22 protein-coding genes are annotated in these 25,104 nt (G+C 63.3%); 10 read left to right on the forward strand and 12 right to left on the reverse strand.

Features of this window, described 5'->3' with window-relative positions; genetic code table 11:
• The first annotated feature begins 28 nt into the window (after nucleotides 1-28).
• The 3 genes from BLS48_RS02865 (at nucleotide 29) to BLS48_RS02875 (ending at nucleotide 1,623) form a co-directional block, all read left to right on the forward strand.
• On the forward strand, nucleotides 29-199 hold the full coding sequence (locus BLS48_RS02865) for a hypothetical protein (RefSeq protein WP_091575425.1): 171 nt from the start codon (nucleotides 29-31) through the stop codon (nucleotides 197-199).
• Nucleotides 200-301: 102 nt separating this feature from the next.
• On the forward strand, nucleotides 302-1,132 hold the full coding sequence (locus tag BLS48_RS02870) for a helix-turn-helix domain-containing protein (protein ID WP_091575426.1): 831 nt from the start codon (nucleotides 302-304) through the stop codon (nucleotides 1,130-1,132).
• Nucleotides 1,133-1,203: 71 nt separating this feature from the next.
• The gene (locus BLS48_RS02875; protein WP_091575650.1) at nucleotides 1,204-1,623 is read left to right on the forward strand and encodes a VOC family protein; all 420 of its coding nucleotides are present in this window, start codon (nucleotides 1,204-1,206) and stop codon (nucleotides 1,621-1,623) included.
• A gap of 9 nt (nucleotides 1,624-1,632) precedes the next feature.
• Here the strand turns inward: BLS48_RS02875 and BLS48_RS02880 are convergent, their stop codons facing one another.
• Together BLS48_RS02880 and BLS48_RS02885 are read right to left on the reverse strand one after the other, a co-directional pair.
• On the reverse strand, nucleotides 1,633-3,108 hold the full coding sequence (locus BLS48_RS02880; protein WP_091575428.1) for a cobyric acid synthase: 1,476 nt from the start codon (nucleotides 3,106-3,108) through the stop codon (nucleotides 1,633-1,635).
• A complete protein-coding gene (locus tag BLS48_RS02885; RefSeq protein WP_091575430.1) occupies nucleotides 3,108-3,725 on the reverse strand; it encodes a dimethylsulfonioproprionate lyase family protein in 618 nt (205 codons plus the stop codon). The genes BLS48_RS02880 and BLS48_RS02885 overlap by 1 nt, the downstream gene beginning before the upstream one ends.
• A 144-nt stretch (nucleotides 3,726-3,869) precedes the next feature.
• Here BLS48_RS02885 and BLS48_RS02890 point away from each other — a divergent pair, with 144 nt between their 5' ends.
• The 3 genes from BLS48_RS02890 to mmsB are packed head-to-tail and all read left to right on the forward strand — an operon-like array spanning nucleotide 3,870 to nucleotide 6,358.
• Nucleotides 3,870-5,039, forward strand: a complete 1,170-nt coding sequence (locus BLS48_RS02890) for an isobutyryl-CoA dehydrogenase (RefSeq protein WP_091575432.1) — start codon at nucleotides 3,870-3,872, stop codon at nucleotides 5,037-5,039.
• 14 nt (nucleotides 5,040-5,053) lie between these two features.
• A complete protein-coding gene (locus BLS48_RS02895; RefSeq protein WP_091575434.1) occupies nucleotides 5,054-5,422 on the forward strand; it encodes a four helix bundle protein in 369 nt (122 codons plus the stop codon).
• 51 nt (nucleotides 5,423-5,473) lie between these two features.
• Nucleotides 5,474-6,358: a 3-hydroxyisobutyrate dehydrogenase gene (mmsB, locus tag BLS48_RS02900; RefSeq protein ID WP_091575437.1), complete on the forward strand. Its 885-nt coding sequence runs from the start codon at nucleotides 5,474-5,476 to the stop codon at nucleotides 6,356-6,358.
• Between the two features lie 281 nt (nucleotides 6,359-6,639).
• On the opposite strand, the gene BLS48_RS02905 is transcribed toward mmsB, so the two are convergent.
• The 8 genes from BLS48_RS02905 to BLS48_RS02940 form a co-directional block, all read right to left on the reverse strand.
• Complete coding sequence (locus tag BLS48_RS02905) at nucleotides 6,640-7,284, reverse strand: cytochrome c oxidase assembly factor Coa1 family protein (RefSeq protein ID WP_091575651.1); 645 nt, start codon at nucleotides 7,282-7,284, stop codon at nucleotides 6,640-6,642.
• A 163-nt stretch (nucleotides 7,285-7,447) separates the two neighbouring features.
• Nucleotides 7,448-7,813, reverse strand: coding sequence for a hypothetical protein (locus BLS48_RS02910; RefSeq protein WP_091575652.1), 366 nt, complete (start codon nucleotides 7,811-7,813; stop codon nucleotides 7,448-7,450).
• 135 nt (nucleotides 7,814-7,948) lie between these two features.
• Nucleotides 7,949-9,328, reverse strand: coding sequence for an aspartate aminotransferase family protein (locus BLS48_RS02915; protein ID WP_091575439.1), 1,380 nt, complete (start codon nucleotides 9,326-9,328; stop codon nucleotides 7,949-7,951).
• A 51-nt stretch (nucleotides 9,329-9,379) separates the two neighbouring features.
• Nucleotides 9,380-9,505, reverse strand: a complete 126-nt coding sequence (locus BLS48_RS02920) for a capsid protein (protein ID WP_091575440.1) — start codon at nucleotides 9,503-9,505, stop codon at nucleotides 9,380-9,382.
• A 68-nt stretch (nucleotides 9,506-9,573) separates the two neighbouring features.
• Entirely contained in the window at nucleotides 9,574-11,637 is a 2,064-nt protein-coding gene (locus BLS48_RS02925) for a prolyl oligopeptidase family serine peptidase (protein ID WP_091575653.1), read from the reverse strand.
• 85 nt (nucleotides 11,638-11,722) lie between these two features.
• Complete coding sequence (locus BLS48_RS02930) at nucleotides 11,723-12,883, reverse strand: MFS transporter (protein ID WP_091575654.1); 1,161 nt, start codon at nucleotides 12,881-12,883, stop codon at nucleotides 11,723-11,725.
• Between the two features lie 92 nt (nucleotides 12,884-12,975).
• Entirely contained in the window at nucleotides 12,976-14,151 is a 1,176-nt protein-coding gene (locus BLS48_RS02935) for an MFS transporter (protein ID WP_091575655.1), read from the reverse strand.
• A 173-nt stretch (nucleotides 14,152-14,324) separates the two neighbouring features.
• Nucleotides 14,325-16,232: a phospholipase D-like domain-containing protein gene (locus tag BLS48_RS02940; protein ID WP_091575442.1), complete on the reverse strand. Its 1,908-nt coding sequence runs from the start codon at nucleotides 16,230-16,232 to the stop codon at nucleotides 14,325-14,327.
• A gap of 260 nt (nucleotides 16,233-16,492) precedes the next feature.
• Between BLS48_RS02940 and BLS48_RS02945 the strand changes: the two genes are divergently transcribed.
• The 3 genes from BLS48_RS02945 to BLS48_RS02955 all read left to right on the forward strand — a co-directional run bounded on the left by BLS48_RS02945 (nucleotide 16,493) and on the right by BLS48_RS02955 (nucleotide 22,102).
• The gene (locus tag BLS48_RS02945; protein ID WP_091575443.1) at nucleotides 16,493-18,070 is read left to right on the forward strand and encodes a trimethylamine methyltransferase family protein; all 1,578 of its coding nucleotides are present in this window, start codon (nucleotides 16,493-16,495) and stop codon (nucleotides 18,068-18,070) included.
• A gap of 96 nt (nucleotides 18,071-18,166) precedes the next feature.
• Nucleotides 18,167-20,737: a GcvT family protein gene (locus BLS48_RS02950; RefSeq protein ID WP_091575445.1), complete on the forward strand. Its 2,571-nt coding sequence runs from the start codon at nucleotides 18,167-18,169 to the stop codon at nucleotides 20,735-20,737.
• 9 nt (nucleotides 20,738-20,746) lie between these two features.
• The gene (locus BLS48_RS02955; RefSeq protein ID WP_091575447.1) at nucleotides 20,747-22,102 is read left to right on the forward strand and encodes a M24 family metallopeptidase; all 1,356 of its coding nucleotides are present in this window, start codon (nucleotides 20,747-20,749) and stop codon (nucleotides 22,100-22,102) included.
• On the opposite strand, the gene BLS48_RS02960 is transcribed toward BLS48_RS02955, so the two are convergent.
• Complete coding sequence (locus BLS48_RS02960) at nucleotides 22,067-22,894, reverse strand: phosphate/phosphite/phosphonate ABC transporter substrate-binding protein (RefSeq protein ID WP_091575448.1); 828 nt, start codon at nucleotides 22,892-22,894, stop codon at nucleotides 22,067-22,069. The genes BLS48_RS02955 and BLS48_RS02960 overlap by 36 nt on opposite strands.
• Before the next feature lie 84 nt (nucleotides 22,895-22,978).
• Entirely contained in the window at nucleotides 22,979-23,989 is a 1,011-nt protein-coding gene (locus BLS48_RS02965) for a fatty acid desaturase (RefSeq protein WP_167364916.1), read from the reverse strand.
• A 229-nt stretch (nucleotides 23,990-24,218) separates the two neighbouring features.
• On the opposite strand from BLS48_RS02965, the gene BLS48_RS02970 reads away from it, so the two are divergent.
• Nucleotides 24,219-25,076 (forward strand): helix-turn-helix domain-containing protein, encoded by an 858-nt coding sequence (locus BLS48_RS02970; RefSeq protein ID WP_091575450.1) that lies wholly within the window; start codon nucleotides 24,219-24,221, stop codon nucleotides 25,074-25,076.
• Nucleotides 25,077-25,104 lie beyond the last annotated feature (28 nt).

Consider the following 25,104-nt stretch of genomic DNA (forward strand, 5'->3'; position numbering starts at 1 on the left):
TGTTCGAATCATGTTGGAGGAGCCACACATGAATCTCAGCGCACCTACCCAGATCGTTTTCATCATATCCCTTGTTGTCGCCATCATCGGCGTTCTCGCCGCGCTTGGCGTTCTTGCGTTCATTCCACTCGCATCGGTGTGGATCGTGCTTATCGCCTACATCGTGCTCGCCGCAGGTTGTTTGATGCGCGGCGCCTGATACGTTTCCCTTGAAGTGGGGACTCGGAGCGCCCGGCCTAAAAGCCGGGCGCTTTTGATTCTGATCCAGGGTCTGCTAGATTTTCCTGCGGAAGGATGGCCGATGCCAGTCGAGATGCAGCGCCAGCAGGACCAGGATCGCTCGGTCGCCGGACGGTTCGAGTTGCGCCGGCGCCTTCCCAATCCCGGGCTTGAAGGCATCGTCACCGACATCTGCGGCTACCGCGAAATGGCACCCGGCCATTTTCGCACCATCGAATATGCGTCGCTGACCGTGCCGCTGGTCATCAGTTTCGCCGAGCCCTTCGCCATCGGGCTCGGCAAGGTGCCGGGCGACAATGACCGTTTCGCCAGCTTCGCGGCCGGCCTCTTCGCCGGACCGGTGATAATCGAATCCTTCGGCGGTGCCTGCTGCGTCCAGGTCAATTTCACGCCGCTTGGCGCACGCCGCTTCTTCCGCCGACCGATGAGCGAACTGACCGACAGCATGGTCGTTCTCGACGACGTGCTCGGCGCCGAAGGCATGGCACTGCGCGAAAGGCTTGGTAACGCGCCGGACTGGACGGCGCGTTTTGACATCGCCGAGACCTTCGTCGCCGCCCGCCTCAAGCATGCCACTGAGACGCCGCTCGAAATCGCCTGGGCCTATCGCCGCATCATCGGGTCCGGAGGCCGGACCCGCATTTCATCGCTTGCCGAACGGCTGGGCTGGAGTCGCAAACATCTGGCCAGCAGCTTTTCCAACGCCATCGGCATCGGCCCCAAGACGCTATCGCGCATCGTCCGCTTCAACCGGGCACTCGGCCTGGCGAGGCAGCAGACCGTCGACTGGGCGGATGTCGCCGCCGATTGCGGCTACGCCGACCAGGCGCATCTGGTGCGCGAATTCCGTGACCTTGCCGGCGAGACGCCGGCGGCGCTCGCGGCCAGGTAACATTTCTTCAAGACGCTGGAACGGCCTTCGCCCAGAGTGGGCATCGACCAACCCGGATGAAGGAGTTTCCCTTGCCCACCACCACAGAAGCGCCCCGCCTGTACCCAGCCCTGCGCTACAAGAATGCCGCAAAAATGATCGACTGGCTGGGCGAAGCCTTCGGCTTCAGCGTCCGCGCCCGCTATGGCGAAGGCGATGTCGTGCACCATGCCGAACTGGTCTTCGGTTCTTCGATGATCATGCTGGGCACGGCGCGCGACGACGACTACGGCAAGATGGTTGGCGAACCCGGCTCGGGCGGCGGCAAGTCGATCTATATCGCTGTCGACGATGCCGACGCCGCCTACGCCAAGGCGAGAAAAGCCGGCGCGACGATCATCCAGGAACTGACGGACCGCGACTACGGCAGCCGTGAGTTCATCTGCCGCGACCCGGAAGGCAATGTCTGGTCGTTCGGCACCTACTGGCCGAAGGCGGGCGAAAAGGCCTGAATTGGACCTTCAGCGAGCCAGCCCAAAAATCGCGTCGCAATCGAGATGGGTTTCCAATTCGGCAGCGACCTCGTCAAGCGCCCGCTCGACCTCGGCGCGATAGTCGATGCCACCACCCTTGATGCCGAGACTTTCCAGGAATTTCCCGCGAAAGGCGTCGGCGCCAAACAGGCCGTGCATATAGGTGCCCAACACCTTGCCATCGGCCGACACCGCCCCGTCATCGGCGCCATTGATGATGGCGGACGGCCGCAGCGTATCTGGCCCGGTGGTGCGGCCGAGATGGATTTCGTAGCCCTCGAGCGGCAGGTCGAATTGCACAGACCTGGCACTGACATTGCGCACCGTCTTCTCCGGCTCCATAACCGTTTCAATATCGAGCAGGCCAAGCCCTTCGGCCTCGGTGACGCTGCCTTCGATGCCGTCGGGGTCGCGCACGGTGCGGCCGAGCATCTGGAAGCCGCCGCAAATGCCGACGACATGGCCGCCGCGCTTGCGGTGCGCGGCAAGATCCCGGTGCCAGCCATTCTCGCGAAATTTCAGGAGATCGCCGATGGTCGACTTGGAGCCGGGAATGACCACCAGCCCGGCATCGGCCGGCAGTGGCTTTCCTGGCGGCACGAACACCACTTCGACCTGCGGTTCGGCCTTGAGCGGGTCGAGATCGTCGAAATTGGCGATACGGCCAAGCATCGGCACCGCCACCTTCAGCGCGCGCGCCTCGCCGGACGCCAGCCGCTCCAGCACCACCGAATCCTCTGACGGCAGCCGCGCCGCCGCCTTCAGCCATGGCACGATGCCAAAACAGCGCCAGCCGGTGAATTTCTCGATCGCCTTCAGGCCGTCATCGAACAGCGAAACATCGCCCCGGAACTTGTTGATGAGGTAGCCGACGATCATGCGCCGGTCCTCTTCCGGCAGGATCAGATGGGTGCCGGCGACCGAGGCGATGACGCCGCCGCGATCGATGTCGCCGACCAGCACCACCGGCACGTCGGCACGGGTGGCAAAGCCCATATTGGCAATGTCGCGACTGCGCAGGTTGATTTCGGCGGGCGAGCCGGCACCCTCGACAATGACGAGGTCGGCGCCCTCGCCCACCTTCGCCCAGGAATCGAGCACCGCATCCATCAGGCGGCCCTTCAGCGCCTGGTAGTCGCGCGCCCGCGCCTCGCCAAACACCTTGCCCTGGACGATGACCTGCGCGCCGACATCGGTCTGCGGCTTGAGCAGCACCGGGTTCATATGGACCGACGGCGCAACACCGCAAGCGATCGCCTGCAGCCATTGCGCGCGGCCGATCTCGCCGCCAGCGGCATTGTTGTCGCCTGGTATGTTGGCGACGGCGGCATTGTTCGACATGTTCTGCGGCTTGAACGGCCGCACCTTCAGCCCACGATTCCTGGCAGCACGGCAAAGGCCGGCCACCAGCACGGTCTTGCCGACATCCGAACCGGTGCCTTGCAGCATGATCGCCCTGGCCATCAGCCCCTGCCCCGCGCGACAACGGTTCCGGTGATGTTCGATTTCTGCGCCAGTGGCCCATCGCGCCAGATATAAAGCGCCAGGAGAGGCTCCTCGGCCGTTCGCATGGCGTGGCTCACATTCGAGGCGTGATGGATCACCTCGCCGGCCGCGCGCATGCGAAAGCCACCTTCGCCCATCCGCCACTCGGTGCCCCCGGTCAGCGGAATGTAGATTTCCTCGGCGACGTGATGGTGATCCGGATAGACGATTTCAGGCCCGAGAATCAGCAGGCCGGCCGCGACCTCGTCGTTGACGAAATGGCCGCGTGTGCCGAACACTTCCAGCCAGCCGTAATTGTCGATGAACTCTCTGCCGAAATCCGCCTCGTTGTAGGTCTGCCCCCAGCGCAGATCGTTGCGCTGGTCCGCGACCAGCCGCACCAGCGGCCTGGCTTCGGCTGACGCGAGTTCGGCGGCGCGATCGAGATGACGCAGGCATCCGAGCGGATGCGGCTCGAGGGCGCGGGGTGGCATTGCCCAGCCTATGCGCTCCACGGCGTCGCGCACCAGGGCGTCATCCACGGAGGCGAGATAGCCGCGGAACCGTCCAAGCAGATCATCGAATTTTGTCGTCACATCTCGCTCCGGACATGCATTGATGCACAGCCGCTCCGCGGAAGGTCGGGTTGCGCGGCGGCATCATTGGTCTAGATTGGTGCGCGCGCAAAGCCAAAAACGACAGGCCAGCGGGCTAGTTGGCCAGCATATAGGGAGCACGCCATGGACGCCGCGGTCGATGCGAGCACCAGCCAGTTCGAACTCAACGAGGAACAGCGCGCCATCCAGGAGATGGCGCAGGCGTTCGCCGCCGATCGCGTCGCGCCGAATGCACTCGACTGGGACCGCAGGAAACACTTCCCCGCCGACGTGATTCGCGAGACCGGGCCGCTTGGCCTCGGCGGCATCTATGTCCGCGACGATGTCGGCGGTTCGGCGCTCGGCCGGCTCGACGCGGTGCTGATTTTCGAGGCGCTGTCGCATGCCGATCCCGCCTTTTCGTCGTTCATCTCGATCCACAACATGGTGGCCTCGATGATCGACCGCTTCGGCGATGACGAGCAGCGCCAGCGCTTTCTGCCGAAGCTCACCTCGATGGAATGGCTGGCGAGCTATTGCCTGACCGAACCGGGTTCGGGATCGGACGCCGCGGCACTGAAGACCCGTGCGGTGAAGAGCGGCGGCGACTATGTCCTCAACGGCGCCAAGCAGTTCATCTCGGGCGCCGGCGACAGCGATGTCTACGCAGTCATGGTGCGCACCGGCGCCGAGGGGCCGAAAGGCATTTCCACCATCGTCGTGCCAAAGGATGCGCCCGGCCTTTCCTTCGGCGCCAACGAGCACAAGATGGGCTGGCACATGCAGTCGACCCGCCAGGTCATCTTCGAGGACTGCAAGGTGCCGGTGGAAAACCTTTTGTCGGGCGAAGGCGCCGGCTTCGGCATCGCCATGGCCGGCCTCGATGGCGGCCGGCTTAACATCGCCGCCTGTTCGCTGGGCGGTGCGCAATCTGCGCTCGACAAGGCGCTGTCCTACACCGCCGACCGCAAGGCCTTCGGCTCGAAGATCAACCAGTTCCAGGCGCTGCAGTTCAGGCTGGCCGATATGGAGACCGAGCTGCAGGCAGCACGCATCTTCCTCTATGCCGCCGCCTCCAAGCTCGACCGCAAGGCGCCGGATGCCGGCAAATGGTCGGCGATGGCCAAGCGCTTCGTCACCGACACCGGCTTCACCGTCGCCAACGATGCGCTGCAGCTGCTCGGCGGTTACGGCTACCTGCACGACTACGGCATCGAGAAGCTGGTGCGGGACCTGCGTGTGCACCAGATCCTCGAAGGCACCAACGAGATCATGCGCGTCATCATCGCGCGTGCATTGATTGGAAGGCAGTAGGCAGTAGGCGAACGATGACCGGCAAGATCGATTCGTACAAGGACCTTATCGTATGGCAGCAGGCGATGGATCTGGCTGTCGCCACCTATTCCTTGACCAAGGCATGGCCAAAGGAAGAATTGTATGGGTTGACCAGCCAAATCCGCCGCTCAGCGACCTCTATCCCGGCAAACATCGCTGAAGGTTATGGGCGAGACAACAGGGGCTCTTATCAGCAATTTCTGCGGATTGCCCAAGGCTCGCTGAAGGAGTTCGAGACGCACCTTCAAATCGCCGAACGCATTGGCCTTGCCACGCCCGATCAAGCTGGTCAGTTGCTGACATCGACCGTAGGCATCGGCAAGATGCTTCGCCAACTCATTCTCAGACTTACGCCAGAATAGACAGCCCTACTGCCTACTGCCTACTGCCTTACCCAATCATGGAGCGTCGCTATGACCATCATCGCCTTCATCGGCCTCGGCAACATGGGCAATCCGATGGCCGCCAACCTGGTCAAGGCCGGGCATCAAGTGCATGGCTTCGACCTGATGCCGGAGAACCTGACGGTCGCCCGAGACCATGGCGTCGTCATCATGGCCAACGCGCCGGCCGCGGTGAAGGACGCCGATGTGGTGATCACCATGCTGCCGGGCGGCAAGCATGTGCTGTCGGTCTATGAGGACATCACCCCCAAGGCCAGGAAAGGCGCGCTGTTCATCGATTCCTCGACCATCGACGTCGAATCGGCGCGCAAGGCGCATGCCGTCGCCGCAAAACACGGCCTGCCGTCGATCGACGCGCCCGTCTCGGGCGGCACGGGCGGTGCGGCGGCCGGCACGCTGACGTTCATGGCCGGCGGCTCGGACGATGCCTTCGCGGCCGCCGAGCCGATCCTGAAGCCGATGGCCGGCCGCATCGTCCATTGCGGCGGCGATGGTGCCGGACAGGCGGCAAAAATCTGCAACAACATGATCCTCGGCATCTCGATGATCGGCGTCGCCGAAGCCTTCGTACTTGCGGAAAAACTGGGCCTGTCGCATCAGGCGCTGTTCGACGTCGCCTCGACCTCGTCTGGCCAGTGCTGGTCGCTGACCACCTACTGCCCGGTGCCCGGCCCTGTGCCCACCTCCCCCGCCAACCGCGACTACAGGCCCGGTTTTGCCGCTGCGCTGATGTTGAAGGACCTGAAGCTGGCGCAGGAAGCAGCACTTGCTTCTGGCGCGGTGACGCCGCTAGGCGCTGAAGCGGCCCAGCTCTATGCGCTGTTCAACGCCCAGGGGCACGCCGGCACCGATTTTTCCGGCATCATTAATTTTCTGCGCGGAAGCAATCCATAAGCCGCTAATATAATTGGATTTTTTTCGTGGCTCTCGAGAGAAACGCGTCAAATTTAGGTTTGCTTAAGCTCTCGATAACTCTGCGGTAACGATGTCTCTATAAAACGGATTGCGAGGCGGACATATCGCATCCGCCCGGCGCTCCGGATCAGGTCTCGCGTACCGGAGCCCGTAAGTTTCGCCAAGTGTTTGAGTAGCGAAGCGCCATGCGTATCTGGCAAAGCCGCGTTCCCGATGGAGCGCGGTTTTTGCGTTTTGCCGACCTGGCTACACGATCCCGCTTATATTCCGATCGCCGCGTTCGGAATTGGCACATGATCCTCATTGAGCAGCACGATCGGTGCATCGACCCCTTCCACCTTGACGACCAGCAGACGCAGGCTCCATGTGCCGGCTGTTCGGGTAGCGGTCGAGAACACGGTGCCCTTGCCCTTGGCGCCGTGGACCGGAATGCTGAACTGAGCCTCGCCCGCCCCGTTGGCGTCGACATTGAGATGGCCGCCGACCCAGAAATTGTCGGTCACGACGTCGCCGAGAGCGGCCTTGACGCGATCGTCGGCGCGAAGCTTGTCCATGGTCATGTGATAGGCATCGCTGCCTTTCAGCAGGTAGGGAATGCTGCCCACCATCGTCGCACAGCCGCCGATCCCAACCACCCAGACGACAAGGCCGGCGATCGCCCAGTTGCGCTGGGTCTTGCGAAACTGCTCGGCATCGCGCCACGCCCGGTTCCGCCAGGCCCAGCGGCTGCCGCGCGCGCCAAGCACGATGATCATGATGATGTTGACGAACGGGATCAGCGCCAGCAGTGCGATGAAGGTGCTGTTGCCGATACCCCAGATCCAGTTGAGGAAGAAAGCGCCCCAGTTCCAGCGATCAAGTTCGGCCGGAATTTCAGCGGGCTCGTTGAGCGCTTGTCCTGCCATCATATCCCCTCTGCTGCATGTCGCCCAAGAATCGGCTTGGGATACGGACATGCATAACGCGCTTCAGGCAAATGTGCCTTAGCGGGTTCTAGACCATCATCCCGAAAACCGTAATCGGTTTTCGTTTGGCCGACAGTCTAATGGGTCTAATGGATCGCCTCGGTCAGGCTTTGTTGGACAGCCGGTGAAAGTTCGCTTTAACGGCGCGGCTAGCCGGCTTCAGCGCGGCGCCGATCGACAGTTCCGCCGCGACGCCGTTGAACAGCGACGGCGTGCGGCCGGAAAAGACTTCCGGCCAGAACCGCGATACCGACTGCAGGATAGACATATGCGCCGCAAACGCGCCTTCGGCCATTGCAACGGTCTTCTCGTTCACCGCACGGACCGTCTCCGTGTTCCATGGCTGGCCGCTCCCGGCATCCATGGCCATCAAGGGCAGACGCATCATCGCCACCAACGGCGCCAGCATCAGGTTGCCACCGATGCTGGTTGCTTCTTGCATGCGTCGGCTCTTGCCAGTTTTTCTCATGAAAACGACCCCCTTGTCGCAGCCGAATCGGTTGCTGCCTGACACACTACGCGCCGAAGGTGGAATCGTTCCTCATCGCGACAGCATGTTTCTCGCCGGGCGTTCCTGTCGAAGAACGCCCAGCGAGGTTCGAACCTACCGCTTGCGCAGATCCGCTTGCGCCAGATCCAGCGCCCTGGCGATGCGCTCGCAAGCCATGTCGATGGTGTCGCGGGTCCAGATCAGCGGCGGCGACAGGATCATCGTGTCGCCCGTGGCGCGCAGCATCATGCCTTGCCCGATCGCGTGGTCGCGGACGGTCACCGCCGCACTTCCCGACGGCAGGAACCGCTCCTTGGTAGCCTTGTCCTTGACGATCTCGATCGCGCCCATCAGCCCGATCGAACGCACCTCGCCGACCAGATCATGCCCGGCAATGCGTTCCTGCAGGGCCTTGGCGAAATAAGGGCCGGTTTCGTTCCTGACGCGATCGACCAGCCCTTCATTCTCGATGATCTCGAGGTTCTTCAGGGCCACCGCACAGGCCACCGGATGGCCGGAATAGGTGTAGCCGTGATAGAACTCGCCGCCTTTCTCGACCACCGTCGCCGCGATGCGGTCGCCGACCAGCAGCGCCGACAGCGGCTGGTAGCCTGAGGTCAGCGCCTTGGCCGTGGTGATGGTGTCCGGTTCGATGCCGAAGGTCTGCGCGGCAAACCATTCGCCGGTGCGGCCATAGCCGGTGATGACCTCGTCCAGCATCAGCAGCACGTCGTATTTGCGGCAGATGCGCTGCACTTCCGGCCAATAGCTGGCCGGCGGTATTTTCACCCCGCCCGCCCCCATCACTGGCTCGCCAATGAAGGCGGCAACCTTGTCGGCGCCGGCTTCGAGGATCGCATCCTCGACCGCCTTTGCCGCACGCAGGCCGAAATCGTGATCGCTCTCGCCAGGCAGCGCCAACTCATAGGCATAAGGCATCATCACATGGACGATGTTGGGCACCGCGCCGCCGAGCTGCTTGTGCATGGCATCCATGCCGCCAAGCGAAGTGCCGGCAACGGTCGAGCCGTGATAGGCCATCTTGCGCGAGATGATGCGGTTCTTCTCCGGCTTGCCTTCCAGCGCCCAGTAATGGCGCACGAGACGCAGCGCCGTGTCGTTGGCTTCCGAACCGGACGAGCCGTAGAACACCTGGTTGACGTGCTTCGGCGCGATCTCCGCCAGCTTCCTGGACAACAGCACCGGCGTCGGCGTCGAGCATTTGAAGAAGGAGTTGTAGTAAGGCAATTCCTTCATCTGGGTGTAGGCGGCCTCGGCCAGTTCGTTGCGGCCATAGCCGATGTTGACGCACCACAGCCCGGCCATGCCGTCGAGGATCTCAGCCCCTTCGGAATCGTAGATGAACGGTCCGTTGGCGTGGGTGATGATGCGTGAGCCGACCTCGCGCAATTCCTTGTGGTCGGTGAACGGGTGGAGATGATGCGCGGCGTCGATCTGCTGAAGCTGCTTCAGCGAATAGTTCTGATAGGTCATGGGTCTGATCTTTCCTCTGGATTCTATCCGGCCGTGCCGGGGGCGAATTCATCAGAGGAAGGCAGGTGGCGAATACCCGATGCGGGCGCACAGCCGCAAAAGCTCGGCGCGCAGCGTGCGCGGTGACGGTGTCACCGCGACCCGGAATGCGCGAGCCGATATCCTGACGTGAGCCATGGCCGGCACCTTAGAGCAAAGGACGGTCGAGGTGAACCACCCTTTGCGTGGCTGCCCAGGAAATGAGTTCAAGCGTTGGCGGTCAGCGCCCTTTGCAGGAAGACGTACTTCATCGCCGTCTGCGCCGCCTGCGGCCGGCGGTCGCCACGGCCACCATGTCCGCCTTCGGTCTCCTCGAAGAACAGCGTCCTCGCATGGCCGGCCTCCTGCAGGCGGGCGGCCATCTTGCGCGCATGGCCGGGATGGACACGGTCATCTGCCGTCGACGTGGTCAGCAGCACCGGCGGATAGGCGGCGCCGGCATCGACGTGCTGGTAAGGCGAATAGGCTGAAAGCCACGCCGCGTCTTCCGGTTTTGAGGGATCGCCATATTCGGCCATCCACGAAGCGCCGGGCGGCAATTCGGTGTAGCGCAGCATGTCGAGCAGCGGCACCTCTATGATGACCGCGCCAAAAAGCTCGGGGTGCTGGGTCAAAGAAACGCCGGTCAGCAGGCCGCCATTCGAGCCACCCTGGATGCCGAGCGAGGAAGCCGTCGCGATGCCGCGACTGACGACGTCCTGCGCCACCGCGGCGAAGTCGTCGAACCCATTCTGGCGATTGCCCTTCAGCGCCGCCTGGTGCCAGGCCGGACCGAACTCACCGCCGCCACGGATGCAGGCTTGCACATAGGCATTGCCCTTCTCCAGCCACAGCCTGCCACGCACGCCGGCATAGCCCGGCAGCAGCGGCACTTCGAAGCCGCCATAGCCATAGAGCAGCGTCGGCACCGGACCCTTCTGGTCGCGCCGCCGGACGACGAAATAGGGGATCATCGTGCCGTCCTTCGAGCGCGCCTCGAACTGTTCCGAGATCAGCGGCGACGCATCGAAACGCGCCGGCTGCGACTTCACGGTGGCCAGCGTCTCGCCATTGTCGTCAGACCAGATGATCGAGCTTGGCGTCAGGAAATCGGTGAAGGAGAAAGATACGCTCGATCCGAACTGCTCGGCATGGCTGATGCCGACATTACCGTTTTCAGGCAGCGCGACCGGCTTCATCGACCAGCCGCCCTCCTTGCGTTCGCAGACGACGACCTTGCCGCGCACATTGTCCATCAGGTTGATGAACAGCCGGTCCTGCGTGCGGGCAATGCCGGCGATGGACACGCGATACGCCGGCTCGAACAAGGTCTCCACGGGTCCGAGCGCGCCGGTCTCCACCCAGCGCGCCAGATCCAATGAATAGAGACCATCGGGCTTGCACAGCGTGCCGTCGGGCGCCGTCCACAGGCTGCGCACGCCGAAGACGAGTTGATCCTTGAAAATTGCAGTGTCGGTCATGTCATCCGGCAGCGGCAAGCGTTTGTTCTCGCCGGAAGGCAGCCGCAGGAAGATGTGCGAGGCGAAGAAATCGAGCGTCCTGGCCAGGACCAGATAGCGTCTGTCGCCATCGAACTCGAGAGCGGCACCCACGGCGAGATCTTCCTTCTGCGCCTCGAAGATCGGTGTCGCGTCTTCCAGCCTGGTGCCACGCTTCCACAGCTTGACCACGCGCGGATAGCCCGATTCAGTCTTGTCCGCCTCCTCGAAGGCCGCCGAGACGATGACGGTGTCCTTGTCCAGCCAGCCGAAACCGGATTTCGAGGCGGGAGCACGAAATCCGCCATCGACAAAGGATTTGGTCTCTATGTCGAATTCGCGCATCTCGCTGGCATCACCGCCATCCGGCGACATCGAGACAAGGCATAGGTTGAAGTCCGGATAGAGCCGGCTGGCGCCACTGAACACCCACTTGATCCCTTCCTTCGCCGCAAGCTGGTCGAAGTCGATGATCGTTTCCCAGTCGGGTTTCTCGGTCTTGTAGGAAGCGACCGTGGTGCGGCGCCAAAGGCCGAGCACATTGGTCTTGTCCTGCCAGAAATTGTAGACATGGCCTTTGAGCGCGGAGCCGACCGCGATGTTGTCCTCGGCCGTCATCAGGTCGAGCGCGGTCTGGAACGCCGCCTGATAGGACGGGTCGCCCTGCAATTCGCCGACCGTGACCTCGTTCTGGCGATGCACCCAGTCGAGCGACTGGGTGGCTGTCCTGTCCTCCAGCCACAGGAAGGAATCTTCGGTGCTGGATTCTGGCTTCGTGAAGGGCTTGGTCATGGAACCTCCGATAGGCAATGCTTCGGCATGCAACATCGACATGCCGTGTCCGATATTCAATAGCCGCGACGCCTTGGCCAAGGATTCAGCCTTTCCCGCGACCAACGACACTGGCGACCGCCAGCGCCAGGCACAGCAGACCGAGCGTGATCGGCAGGCCGCCTGCGCCCAGGACATCCATGGCGCTTCCGGCCAGCGGCGGCATGGAGATACCGCCGACGCCCCACATCATGGAGAAGGCGGCGTTGCCGGCGATCAAGGTCGATCCGGTGAATCGCTCGCCGAGCTCGATGATCGACATCGTGTAGATGCCGTAGGAGACGGCACCCCAGACGAAGATCATCGGCCAGATCAGAGGCGTTTCGATGAGAAGCGGCAACAATATGCATCCAAATATCGTGGTGGCTATGCAGACGAGCCGCACAGACCGCGCCGTCAGCCTTTCCGCCAACAGGCCGAGCGGCACTTGCATGGCGATGTTGCCGGCGATCATCACCGACAGCAGCGCCGACATGCGGGCTTCAGCGATGCCGTGGTAGGTCCCGTAGACCGGCAGCAGCGCCAGTGCTGCTTGTTCGAAGCCGGCAGCCACCACGACGGCGAACAAGAGCAGCCAGGCCAGCGGCACAAAGCCCAGGACGGAAACCCGATGGCCGGCTTCGTCCACCTTCGGCAGGCGCGGCAGCACGGAAGCCAGGCAGACGCCGCACAGCACGAAGGCGGAAATGCCGGCGAGGAATGGCGGCCAGCCTTCCGTGCCGACGGCAAGCAGGCAGAGCGGCCCGGCCGCGAACCCGGCCGAGATGATCGTCGAATAGACGCCCATAACGCGGCCGCGCCGGGAAGGCGGCGCCAGCGCGATCACCCAGATTTCGCTCAGCACGTAGAGCGGATTGGTCACGACGCCGATCAGGAAGCGCAGCGGAAACCACAGATAGACATTCTGCGTCCAGCCGATCAGCGCCAGCACAACAGCCGAAAGAGCCGCACAGGTGAGCGCCGTGCGCCCTGCCCCGAACCGCCGCGCCAGCGCCGGGATCAGCGGCGACGACAGGATGAACCCGACTGGCGTCATCGCCGCCGACAGGCCGATCATCGCCGGCGAGACGCCCTGACGCTGCAGGATGAAGCTCAACAACGGATAGGACAGCCCCTGCGCGATGGCGAACACCGACACGGTCGCGATCACGCCGGTGATCGCTGCCCACTGTATTCCTTCGTCAGTTTCCGAATCCGCCGCGGCCATGGTCCTATCGGTGCTGCGCGGCAGGATTAGCTGTTTGATCAAACAGCGGTAAGCCCCGCCGGAGGAAAGCGCTTGCTCCAGCCAGATCCATGTCAGGAGGCTCGACGTTGCGCGGAGCGATACAAAGCGAAGGCGATCAGAACCGCGTCGAGACCGGCGATCACCACGGGCAGCCCCAGCGGACCGATGCCCTGCATGAGCAGGCCGGCGCCCGGCGGGCCGACGATACCACCAACGCCCCACAACAAGGCAAAGGCTGCGTTGCCGGTGACGAGCAGCGTGCCCTTGAACCGGCTGCCGAGTTCGACCAGCGCCATCGTATAGACGCCGTAGCCGACAGCGCCCATCACCAGCAACACGCCCCAGATCAGTGGTGTCAAGATCAGCAGCGGCAGCAGAAGCGCGCAGGCGGTCGTCGCCATCGCGCAGGCCAGGATCATCGGGCGGCCGCCGAAGCGCTCGGCGAGCAGCCCGAGCGGGATCTGCAACAAGATGTTGCCCAGGGACAGCGCCATCACCAGCGCGGCGAGCACGGCTTCCGGCAGGCCATAACCGGCACCGAAGACCGGGACCAGCGCATAGGTGCTTTGCTGGACCGCGGCCGAGACCAGCACGGCCAGCAGCAGCGCCGGCGCCAACCGGGCGAAACCGACAAAGCTGCCGGAAGGCTGGCCGTCATCCTCGAAGCCGGTGAGCTTTGAGGAGACAAGGCGCAGAATGACGGCGCAGAGCATGAAGCCACCGACACCGACGCTGAAGGGCGCCCAGCCCGATGTGCCGACCAGGGTCAGGGTGAAGGGCCCCGCCGCATAGCCGGCACCCATCAGCGTGTTGAACACGCCCATCACCCGGCCGCGCCGCGAAGGCGGCGCCAGCGACAACGCCCAGACCTCGCCAAGGATATACAGCGGGTTGATGACCACGCCGATGATGAAGCGGATGATGTACCAGGCCACCCAGTTCTGCAGATAGCCGATCCCCAGAAAGCAAAGCGCACCGATCAGCGAGCAGCCGACCGCCAGATTTCGCGCACCCACCAGCCGCACCGCCGCCGGCACGGATGAGGCCGACAGGATCAGCCCGAGCGGCATCATCGCCGCCGACAGGCCGATCAACCCGGGTGACATGCCTTGCTTCTGCATCAGAAGCGTAAATAGCGGAGAGCTCAAACCTTGCGCCGCGCCGAACATGGCAAGTGCGGCGGTAACGCCGGCGAGCGCTGCCCACTGCGTCCCCGCTTCGCCTTCGCTCGAGCCGGTCGCGACCATGCTGTCGTCCATGTGAGGGCCGGCCATCCGGCCAGCAAGCCTCACTAGCTACTGGTTCGACCAGAGGAAAGGAAGGCCCGGATCGGAGATCCGTTTGCACCAACCAGATCGACCGGCCGGCCGAAGCCGATCGGTCCGGATGGAACGAACCTCAGATGCAAAACGCGGCGGCGCTATGGAAAATAGCGGGCGATCGCGCCTTTCTTGCCGTCGGCATAGGGCTTCAGCCACTTGTCGTCGATGGAAATCCCGTCATCGTCGGAAGGCCCCTTGCCAATCGTCCTGCGCCAGGCGCGGAACTTGTAGTGGTCGAAGACGTCGAGCATGTGCACGGCATAGGCCGCGGCAAACGTCTTGTCGCCTTCCACGATGACCAAATTCTCGTCGTTTTCGTAGGAAGCCTTGTAGCCGAGGTTATGGCTGCCGGTGATGACGGTGGCGTTGTCCTCCATCGGATCGATGATGACGATCTTGTCGTGCACGATCGCATGGCCGACCGTCAGCACCTCCGCCTGGAAGTCGCGGGCGATCGTGGCGCCGGTCAGGTTTGCCGCCCGCACGATCGAGACATTGGGCGCCTCCCAGACCTTCTCCGGATAGACAAAGGGCGACTTGCCGTCCTTGTTCGACTTGTGGGTGACCGGATCCTTGGTCGGCGCGACATAGTTGGGCATCGCGGTTTCGTCGCTGATCGCGCCTTGCACGATCAGCTTCGGATCGGCCTTCGCTGCCGCGACGGCATGGTCGACGATCGAGTTTTCGCCGAGCAGCGAAGGGTTGAACACCAGGAACAGCACCGCCCGCTTCGCCGCCCTGATGCGGGCGAAGACATCCTCGAGGTCGACCGGACGCACCGAGATGTCCTTCTTGTTGCGGTTCGGGTCGTTCGGCGAAAACCACACCGTCATGCCGTCCAACGCCACCGAGGCGCCGTTGACCGGGTTTGGCAGGTGGTTTTCCTTGCGGAACGGCACGCCCTGCGTCTGCACGACGTGACCGGCAGCGCTCTCCGAAGCCGGCGGTGGGAACACATCGGCCTTCATGCGCTGCCAATAGGCGTCGAACACCTCTGCCATATCGGGGTCGTCGCGGATGAAGGCGTTGTTGGACTGACCGCAAATGCCTGTCGACGTCCAATTGGTGCTGCCGGTCATCACCGCTTGCGGTTTGCCCTGCGCATCGCGGTAGACGGCAAACTTGTTGTGGCCGATATGGTTGTTGTTGAACAGGCGGTCCGTCACCACCACGCCCGCATCGTGCAGGCGCTTCCGGTATGGTGCATTGCCGGCGTCCCAGGCCTTGGTCTGGTCGTCCCTGCCCGAATTGGAAAGGATGACCTCGACGACATCCTTGGCGGCGATGATGGCGTCGCACAATTCGTCGTCGCCAAGCTCATAGAGGGCAAGCCTGACGCTGCCGCCTTCGGTCTTGGCGCGCTTCAGGAGGCTGGTCAGCACATCAGGCACATCGCCATGCAGGTAGGCGCGTATCTTGCTGGCCGGATCCTGCAGCACCGCCCTGATCTTGTCGCGTTGGCCGACCTTGATGCCGGCCTCCTGAAGCGCGTGCGACATCCATTGCGTCGACAGCACGCCATTGGTGAACGCAACGCGCGCCTTGCCGAACATCTGCCCCAGGAAAATCGGTGGGCTGACGGCACCCTGGCCAAGATAGCCGAGCGGGCGCGCCGGCCCGGTATAGGCGGGTTTGCCGTCAACGACCTGGTCGGGGCGCACCGGCACCGGATCGAGGCCGGGCTTCATGTCGCCGACCGGACGCACGCGATAGGCAATCATCTCGCCCTCCGGCCTGACATCGAGGCTGTCGCGCCGGCGCCGTACGGTCAGATCGCGCCAGAATGTCTTCTGCACCGGCCAGACGCCGGTGTCCTGCGGAATCCATCTCGGATTGCGCTGCCCCTTGAACGGCACCCAGGACGCCAGGCAACGTTCCTCGCCACTGTCGGGGTAGAGGCGCACGATCTCGAAACCGAGGCAACCGGGGATCATCCCGTCAAGATCCCAGGAAAGGAACGCGACTTCGTTGTTGGTCGCGGCACGCACCTTGATGACGTCAGGCATGGCTGTCCCTCCAAGAGAGTTCAATGCGCAAATATGTCAGAAGTAAAAGACAGTACCGTAACGCGCTTTACATTGGCATCCATCCGATCGGCCGCGCTCAGGCGCCCGCCGCCGGGCCGATTTGGCCAGGGTGATGTCGCGGCCGCGCGCCTGCCGTTCCGGCATGTCGCTTCCCTCGCCCTAGTGGTCGCCGCCTCCGCAATGCCTGGAGAGCCGCCGGTCCATTATGCCGCCCGCTATCGCATCGTACGAGGACCATCATGACCGCCGCCCTACAACCCTTGGAACCGGCATTGGCCAACGACCGTGCCCGTCGCGGCGGCCGCGCCGGAAAGCGCGCCGGCGGCTCGGCTGCGTTCGAGCAGCCGCCTTTCCGTCAGCTGAAAATCCCGCTGACGCCGACCAAGCTGGTCTCGGACGACGAGCTGGAATCGATCCACCTCGCCTCCCTGCGCGTGCTCAGGGAAATCGGTGTCGACGTTCTGCACGATGAAGCCCGCCGCATCATGAAGGCGCATGGCGCCGACGTGCGCGATGGCAGCGAGCGGGTGCGCTTCGACAGCGACATGATTCTCGAACTGGTCTCGCACTGCCCTTCGGAATTCACCATCCATGCCCGCAACCCCGCGCACAACGTGCAGTTTGGCGGTAACAACCTGATCCTTTCGATGATGGCGTCGGCACCCAACTGTTCCGACCTCGATCGCGGCCGCCGGCCCGGCAACCAGCAGGACTACCGCAACTTCCTCAAGCTCGCGCAGATGCACAACATCCTGAACTGCACCGGCGGCTATCCGGTCGAGCCGACCGACATCCATCCGTCCGTCCGGCATCTGGAGTGCATCCGCGACCTCGCCACGCTGACCGACAAGGTGTTCCACATCTATTCGCTCGGCAAGGAGCGCAACGTCGACGGCATCGAGATCACCCGCATCGCGCGCGGCATCAGCCACGAGCAGTTGCTCGAAGAACCGTCCGTCTTCACCATCATCAACACCAATTCGCCGCTGAAGCTCGACGTGCCGATGATGGAAGGCATCATCCAGATGTCGAGCAAGGGCCAGGTCGTCATTGTCACGCCCTTCACCCTGTCAGGCGCGATGGCGCCGGTGACGATTGCCGGCGCGCTGGTGCAGCAGAATGCCGAGGCGCTGTCCGGCATTGCCTTTGCCCAGATGGTGCGCAAGGGCGCGCCGGTCGGTTATGGCGGCTTCACCTCCAATGTCGACATGAAGTCCGGTTCACCGGCCTTCGGCACGCCTGAATACATGAAGGCGCAACTGGTCGGCGGCCAGCTTGCCCGCCGCTACAACATCCCCTACCGCACCTCCAACACCTGCGCCGCCAACACGGTCGACGCGCAGGCGGCCTACGAGAGCGTGTTCTCGCTGTGGGGCGCGATCCAGGGCGGCGGCAATTTGATGATGCATGCGGCCGGCTGGCTCGAGGGCGGCCTGCGCTGCTCCTACGAGAAGACCATCCTCGACATTGACCTGTTGCAAATGGTGGCGGAATTCCTGACCCCGCTCGACCTCTCTGAAGAGGCGCTCGGTTTCGACGCCATCCAGTCCGTCGGTCCAGGCGGTCATTTCTTCGGCACCCAGCACACCCAGGACCGCTACAAGACGGCCTTCTATTCGCCGATCCTTTCCGACTGGCGCAATTTCGAGACCTGGGCGGAAGCCGGTTCGCCGACGGCGCTCGAAAAGGCCAACAAGGTGTGGAAGGAGCGGCTGGCCTCCTATGACGAACCTTACATGGACCCGGCCATCCGCGAGGAACTCAACGCCTTCGTCGCCAAGCGGCGGTCCGAAGGCGGCGCGCCAACCGATTTTTGATCATCACGCGGCGACGAGCTCAATTTCGGCGTCGAGGCGCCGCTCGCCGCCGATCAAAAAACCTGATTCAGTTTACGCAAAAACGGACCTATCTTGATGAAATCTCACGTAAAAGCGGTTGTCATCGGCGGCGGCGTCGTCGGCTGCTCGGTTCTCTACCATCTGGCCAAGGCTGGCTGGACCGACATCATGCTGATCGAGCGCTCGGAGCTTACCTCCGGCTCGTCCTGGCATGCGGCCGGCGGCTTCCACACGCTGAATGGCGACCCCAACGTCGCCAAGCTGCAGGCCTATACGGTGCAGCTCTACAAGGAGATCGAGGAGACTTCCGGCCAGTCCTGCTCGCTGCACCTGACCGGCGGCGTGATGATGGCCGATACGCCCGAGCGCATGGACTTCCTGCGTCTCGCCCACGCCAAGGGCCGCTATCTCGGCATGGACACCGAACTGATCACGCCGTCCGAAGCCAAGGCGATGTTCCCGCTGATGGACGAGACCAATTTCGTCGGCGCCATGTGGGACCCGGTCGAAGGCCATCTCGATCCATCCGGCACGACGATCGCCTATTCCAAGGCGGCGAAGAAGCTGGGCGCCGAGATCGTGCTGCGCAACCGTGTCGTCGAACTGACGCAAGAGGTCGACGGCACTTGGAACGTCGTCACCGAACAGGGCACGGTGAAGGCCGAGCATGTCGTCAACTGCGGCGGCCTTTGGGCGCGCGAGATCGGCCGCATGGTCGGTGTCGAACTGCCGGTGCTGGCAATGGAGCACATGTATCTGCTGACCGAACCGATGCCAGAGGTCGAGGAATTCAACAAGTCGACCGGCCGCGAGATGATCGGCGTGCTCGATTTCAAGGGCGAAATCTACACCCGCCAGGAGCGCAACGGTATCCTGCTCGGCACCTATGAAAAAGCCTGCAAGCCGTGGTCGCCGGTCAACACGCCGTGGGATTTCGGCCACGAATTGCTGCCGCCCGACCTCGATCGCATCGCGCCATCGCTGGAGATCGGCTTCAAGCATTTCCCCGGTATCGAGAAGGCCGGCATCAAGCAGATCATCAACGGCCCCTTCACCTTCGCGCTCGACGGCAACCCGCTGGTCGGCCCGGTGCAGGGCCTGACCAATTTCTGGTGCGCCTGCGCTGTCATGGCAGGCTTCAGCCAGGGCGGCGGCGTCGGCCTGGCACTGTCGAACTGGATGGTCCATGGCGATCCCGGCTTCGACGTCTGGGGCATGGATGTCGCCCGTTTCGGCGAATGGGCCGGCTTGCGCTACACCAACGCCAAGGTGCGCGAAAATTATTCGCGCCGCTTCTCCATCCGCTTCCCCAACGAGGAACTGCCGGCGGCACGCCCGGCGCAGACGACGCCGCTCTACGACACGATGCTGGCGAACAATGCCGTCATGGGCGACAGCTGGGGACTTGAGACGCCGCTCTGGTTCGCACCGAAAGGCAAGGAGCCGAAGGACATCGTCTCCTTCCATCGCTCCAGCGACTTTGGTCCGATTGGAGAGGAAGTGCGCGCCACGCGCGAGCGCGTCGGCGTCACCGAGATCGCCAACTTCGCCAAATACGAAGTGTCGGGACCGGGGGCGGAAGAGTTCCTCAACCGGCTGATGACCAACCGCATGCCGAAGACCGGCCGTATCGTGCTGACGCCGATGATCAACGAATTCGGCAAGCTGATCGGCGACTTCACCATCGCCAAGGCCGGTGAAGACCGCTTCATGATCTGGGGCTCGTCGGCCGCGCAGAAATACCACATGCGCTGGTTCGAGAAGCATTTGCCGAAGGACGGTTCGGTGCGCATCCACCGCTTCGACCAGACGCTCGTAGGCCTGTCGATCGCCGGGCCGAAATCCCGCGACTTGCTTCAGAAGCTGGTCGACGTCGACATCTCGACCAAGGCTTTCCGCTTCATGGATTTCCGCGAGATGGCGGTCGGCGGCGCGCCCTGCATGGTCAACCGCATCACCTACACCGGCGACCTCGGCTACGAGATCTGGATGGCGCCGGCCTACCAGCGACTGGTGTACAAGGCGATCAAGGATGCCGGCGAGGAGTTCGGCCTCGTCGATTTCGGCATGCGCGCTCTGCTCTCCATGCGCCTCGAAAAGAACTTCCCGACCTGGTTCCGCGAATTGCGTCCGATCTACGGGCCGTTCGAAGGCTCGATGGACCGCTTCATCAAGCTCGAGAAGAACGACTTCATCGGCCGCGAGGCCGCGGCCAGGGAACACGCCGAAGGGCCGAAACTGCGCCGCGTCTCCTTCATCGTCGACGCTGCCGACGCCGACGTGATGGGCGACGAGCCGATTTGGGCCAAGGTCAGCAAGGACTATGGCACGGTGGAAAAGCCGCATGGCTACGGCGCACCACGCTTCGACGACAAGGGCAAGGAAGTGCGTGGCTCCAAAGCCGCCGAAGGCGCTTCCGCCGTGCGCGGCATCGTCGACGGCGAATGGCGTGTGGTCGGCTGGGTCACGTCGGGCGGCTATGCCCACTATGTGCGGAAGTCGATGGCGCAGGGCTATGTACCAGCGGCCCTTGCCGAGGACGAAAGTGCGGGGCTGTTCGAGATCGAGATTCTTGGACACCGCCGGCCGGCCCGCATCAACGTCGAAGCGCCCTTTGACCCGAGCGGTGAGAAAATGCGGACCTGAGGCACGACCATGGACAGCGCGGTGCCAAAGGGCAGCTTTGGCCGCCATCGCAAGATCATGCCGTTCGAGCCGGGCTCGATCGAGGCTCTGCGTGACGCCTCCCGCCAGAAGGCGGCTTCGCTCAACCAGCATGTTCTGGGCTATGGCGCACAGGCGGAGGCAGAATGGGTGGCGGCAGGCATTGCCGCCCCCGATCTTCCGGCGATGCGCAAATACCGGCTGGAGCGCATCCGCGCCGAGCTGAAACGTCGCGGCTATGCCGGCGCCCTGCTCTACGACCCCGTCAACATCCGCTATGCGACCGATTCCACCAACATGCAGCTGTGGGTGGCGCACAATCCGACGCGGCATTGTTTCGTTGCCACCGACGGGCCGGTCGTGCTGTTCGACTATTTTTCCTGCGAGCACCTGTCCGACCATTCCGGGGTCGTCGACGAGGTGCGGCCGGCCGTCTCGTGGATGTATCTCTATGGCGGCGAGCTGACGGAGCAGAAAGTCCGCCGCTGGGCGGCCGGCATCGCCGACCTGGTGAAAGAACATGGCGCCGGCAACGGCCGCATTGCGGTTGACCACATCAACCCGGAAGGCGTCGAGGAACTGGCTCGCCTCGGTATTTCGATCGGCAACGGCGAGGCGGTGATGGAAAACGCGCGGCTGATCAAATCGCCGGACGAAGTCCTCGCCATGCGCCGCGCCATCGTCGCCTGCGAGGCGGCGATGGGCGAAATGGAGCAGGCGCTGAAGCCGGGGATTTCCGAGAACGAATTGTGGGCCGAACTCCATCGCGGCAACATCGCGCGTGGCGGCGAATGGATCGAAACGCGGCTGCTGGCGTCAGGTCCGCGCACCAATCCATGGTTCCAGGAATGCTCGTCGCGCATCATCGAGGCTGGCGACCCCGTCGCCTTCGACACCGACCTGATCGGCCCCTACGGCTTCTGTGCCGACCTGTCGCGCACTTGGCTTTGTGGCGAGGTAAAACCGACCAATGCACAACGTGACCTGTTCCGCATCGCCGCCGACCAGATCGAACACAACACGCAATTGATGCGGCCCGGCATTTCGTTCCGCGATCTGGTCGAGCGCTCGGTGGTACCGCCCGGCGATTGCTTCCCGACCCGCTACGGCGTCCTCTATCACGGCGTCGGTCTGGCCGACGAATACCCGACCCTTCCGCATGCCAGCGACTGGACCGCCGACACGCCCGATGGCGTGCTCGAACCTGGCATGGTGCTGTGCGTGGAAAGCTATATCGGCCGGCTTGGCGGCCGCGAGGGCGTCAAGATCGAAGAGCAGATCCTGATCACCGAGAGCGGCAACGAGAAGCTTTCAACCTACCCGATGGACGCGAGGCTGCTCGGCTAGTCCGGCAATGGCCTCACGGAGCGCCGTGACTGTCTTTTCCGGCGTTGTCCTCGCGGTGATGAACGGCAGGCCTTTGCGCCGTCCGGTCCAGCCGACCACTGATACCTTCTGTGCCGCTGGCTCGAAACGCAGCGCCAGCGCCCAGCTTTCGCAATCGATCGCCGCGACATCCGCCTTGCCTTCGGCCACGGCGACAATCGAGCTTCGGTGACCGCCGCTTTCGCTGCGCGACGAAAAAATATCAAGACTTTCGCCCATCGCTTCCAGGTCGCGCGTCAGCCCGATGAGGCCCGACATGGAATCGAGGTTGTTGAAGGTGAAGCGCTTGCCACGGATCAGATCGAGCGGGATGAAAGCGCTGCCGTCCGCAGGCGATCGAGCCTCCGGCCCCTCGCCTGTCCGCATAACCACCGCACTCGAATAAAGCTCGCCCTGCCCGCCTTCGTAGGCGTCGTAACTTGGCTGGGCAACCACCTGCACATAGCTGGACAGGCCTAGCTCCATCGGTCCCCAGCAGGTCTGCGCGAAGAGCAACGCCGGGTGCAGCCACAATTTGTGGAAATCGAGTTCGTCCGGCGGCAATGTCGCCGGATCGGGCGCGATCAATGCTCCCTGGGCATCACGAATGCCGCCCGGTATCGGCGGCAAGTCGCCATTGCGGCGTGCGATGGTTTGCGGCGCGTCGATACCCTTCTGCCGGAAGGCATCGCGCAGCAGCGCCCATTGGGCGTCGACCTCGTCGCGCACTTCAGACCAATCATACATCGGCAACGCCGCAACCATTTCGCTCATGCCGGAATCAGACCATTTATGCCTCGGATTGAAGGGAACCGACCAAAGCCAGTCTAGCAGGCGACAGCCGCTTGCCGCCAAAACTCATTCCTTCGGCGGCTCCGCCGGAACCGGCGCGCTGCCAAGCCCGTTGATGCTGCGGGCCCTGACGCGCGGCTTGAAGGCCCTGCCCGGCTCCGGCGCGCGCCGCAGGACCGGATGCACGACCGGCTCCTTCGCCTTGAAGGCATAGGCTTTGATCAGCGCGAAATAGTTCGGATAGGCATAGCCATTGTTCAGTCGCAGCCATTCGTCACGGCGGTCGCGAAATAGTTTTGGCAGCCGGTACCAGGCCACTGTCGGGCTCTTGTGGTGGACGAGGTGCAGATTGTTGTTGAGGAACAGGAACGACAGCGGCGAGCGCTCGACGATCACCGTGCGGCCCTCCGGATACTCGGACCATTGATGCTCGGCGAAGGTGCGGATCGAAATCAGCGACTGGCCGAGCCAAACCGGGACCAGGATATAGAGCCACAGCGGGATGCCGAAGCCGAACTGGACGATCGGTACCACGATGGCGAGGCCGATCGCGTGCAGCAGCCACGCCTTGCGGATCGCCTTGTCCCCGGCCATCACCTGCCTGGCGTCGTCGATGAAGAAGCCGATGCAGGAAAGCCAGGGGCCGAGCACCAGACGGCCAGCCATGGTGTTGTTGATCTTGAGCAGGAATTTCATCAGCGGCGGCAGTTCCTCATGCAGCCAGAGCGCCTGGTAATAGCTTTCGGGATCGTCCAGAGGATCGGTCAGCCGCTCGTCGGCGTGGTGGCGCAGATGAATGGTCTTGAAGCGGCGGAACGGCCAGACCAGGCCAATCGGCAGGAAGACAAAGGCTTCGTTGGCCAGCGCGTTGCGCGTCGGATGGCCATGCAGCACTTCGTGCATGAGCGAGGATTGCAGCGCGGCGGTAAAGGCCAGGATGGCGAGCGCCAGGATCGGATACGAAGGCCAAAGCAGGAAGCCGGTGGCAAGCCATGTTCCGTAACAGAAGAAAGCGAGAACCACGGTCGGCCATTCGATGGCCGGTACGCTGCGTTGCCTGATGCTCTTGCTTGTCATCCTATCGACCACTGCCCCTCAGTCGCCGGAATCCCTGTTGATTCCTGACAGCATTGTGTCAGGAGTGTTGGGTTGCAGCAACGCGACAACGCGCACAAACTGTTGCGATTGCGCATTTTCAGCCGCACATGTTACACATTGTAAACATACTTAGGGATTCATTTACGCCTGAGGCAGCTCCGGAGAGGCTTCGGCGCAAATTTTTCCTCAATCAGACTGGAGCATCGAGATGGACAAGCGCGACCTGTCGACCATCTTCCGCGAACGCCTGAAAATGCTCTTGACACGGTCCGACCTCAACCAGTCGGCCTTCGCAACCGCGGTCGGCATCGACCGCTCGGCGCTCTCGCAGCTGCTGTCGGGCGCCTCGACCCGCCTGCCCCGCGCCGAGACGCTGCTCAACATCGCCGCCGAGTTCAAGGTGTCGCTCGACTGGCTTCTCGGCCTCAGCCAGGACGAGGGCCTGACCGGCGAAATCCGCGAAAGCCTGGAGATCGAGGAGGCGCCCGACGGCTTCGACCGCACGCTGCTAGCGAAATGGCACGCCGAGGCGGCCGGCACCAAGATCCGTTACGTGCCGGCCGGCATTCCGGATCTTCTGCGCACCGAGGCACTGGTCGACTACGAGGCGGGCATCACCAACAAGAGCCGCCTGGCGCAGGCCGGCGAAACGCAATACCGCATCGACTACAACCGGCGGCCGGAAACCGACATGGAAGTCTGCATGCCGCGCCACACGCTGGAGATCTTCGCGCGCGGGCTGGGTGTGTGGGACCGTTTTCCGGAAGCTGATCGCCGCGCCCAGCTTCTGCACATGGCCACGCTGCTCGACGACCTCTACCCGACCTTCCGCCTGTTCCTCTATGACGGACGCATGCGCTATTCGATCCCCTATACCATCTTCGGGCCCTATCGCGCGGCCATCTACGTCGGCGACATGTATCTGGTGCTCAACGCCACCCAACCGATCCAGACGCTGATCCGCCACTTCGACAATCTGATCCGCGCCGCCGACATCAACGCGCATGAAGCGGCCGGCTTCGCGCAGAGGCTGGCCGGCATGTCGTTCCCTTCAGGCACCGTCTGAGCTCTGTACGAGGGCGTCAGCATCGGCA

Source organism: Mesorhizobium qingshengii (genome assembly GCF_900103325.1).
GTDB classification, from domain to species: Bacteria; Pseudomonadota; Alphaproteobacteria; order Rhizobiales; family Rhizobiaceae; genus Mesorhizobium; species Mesorhizobium qingshengii.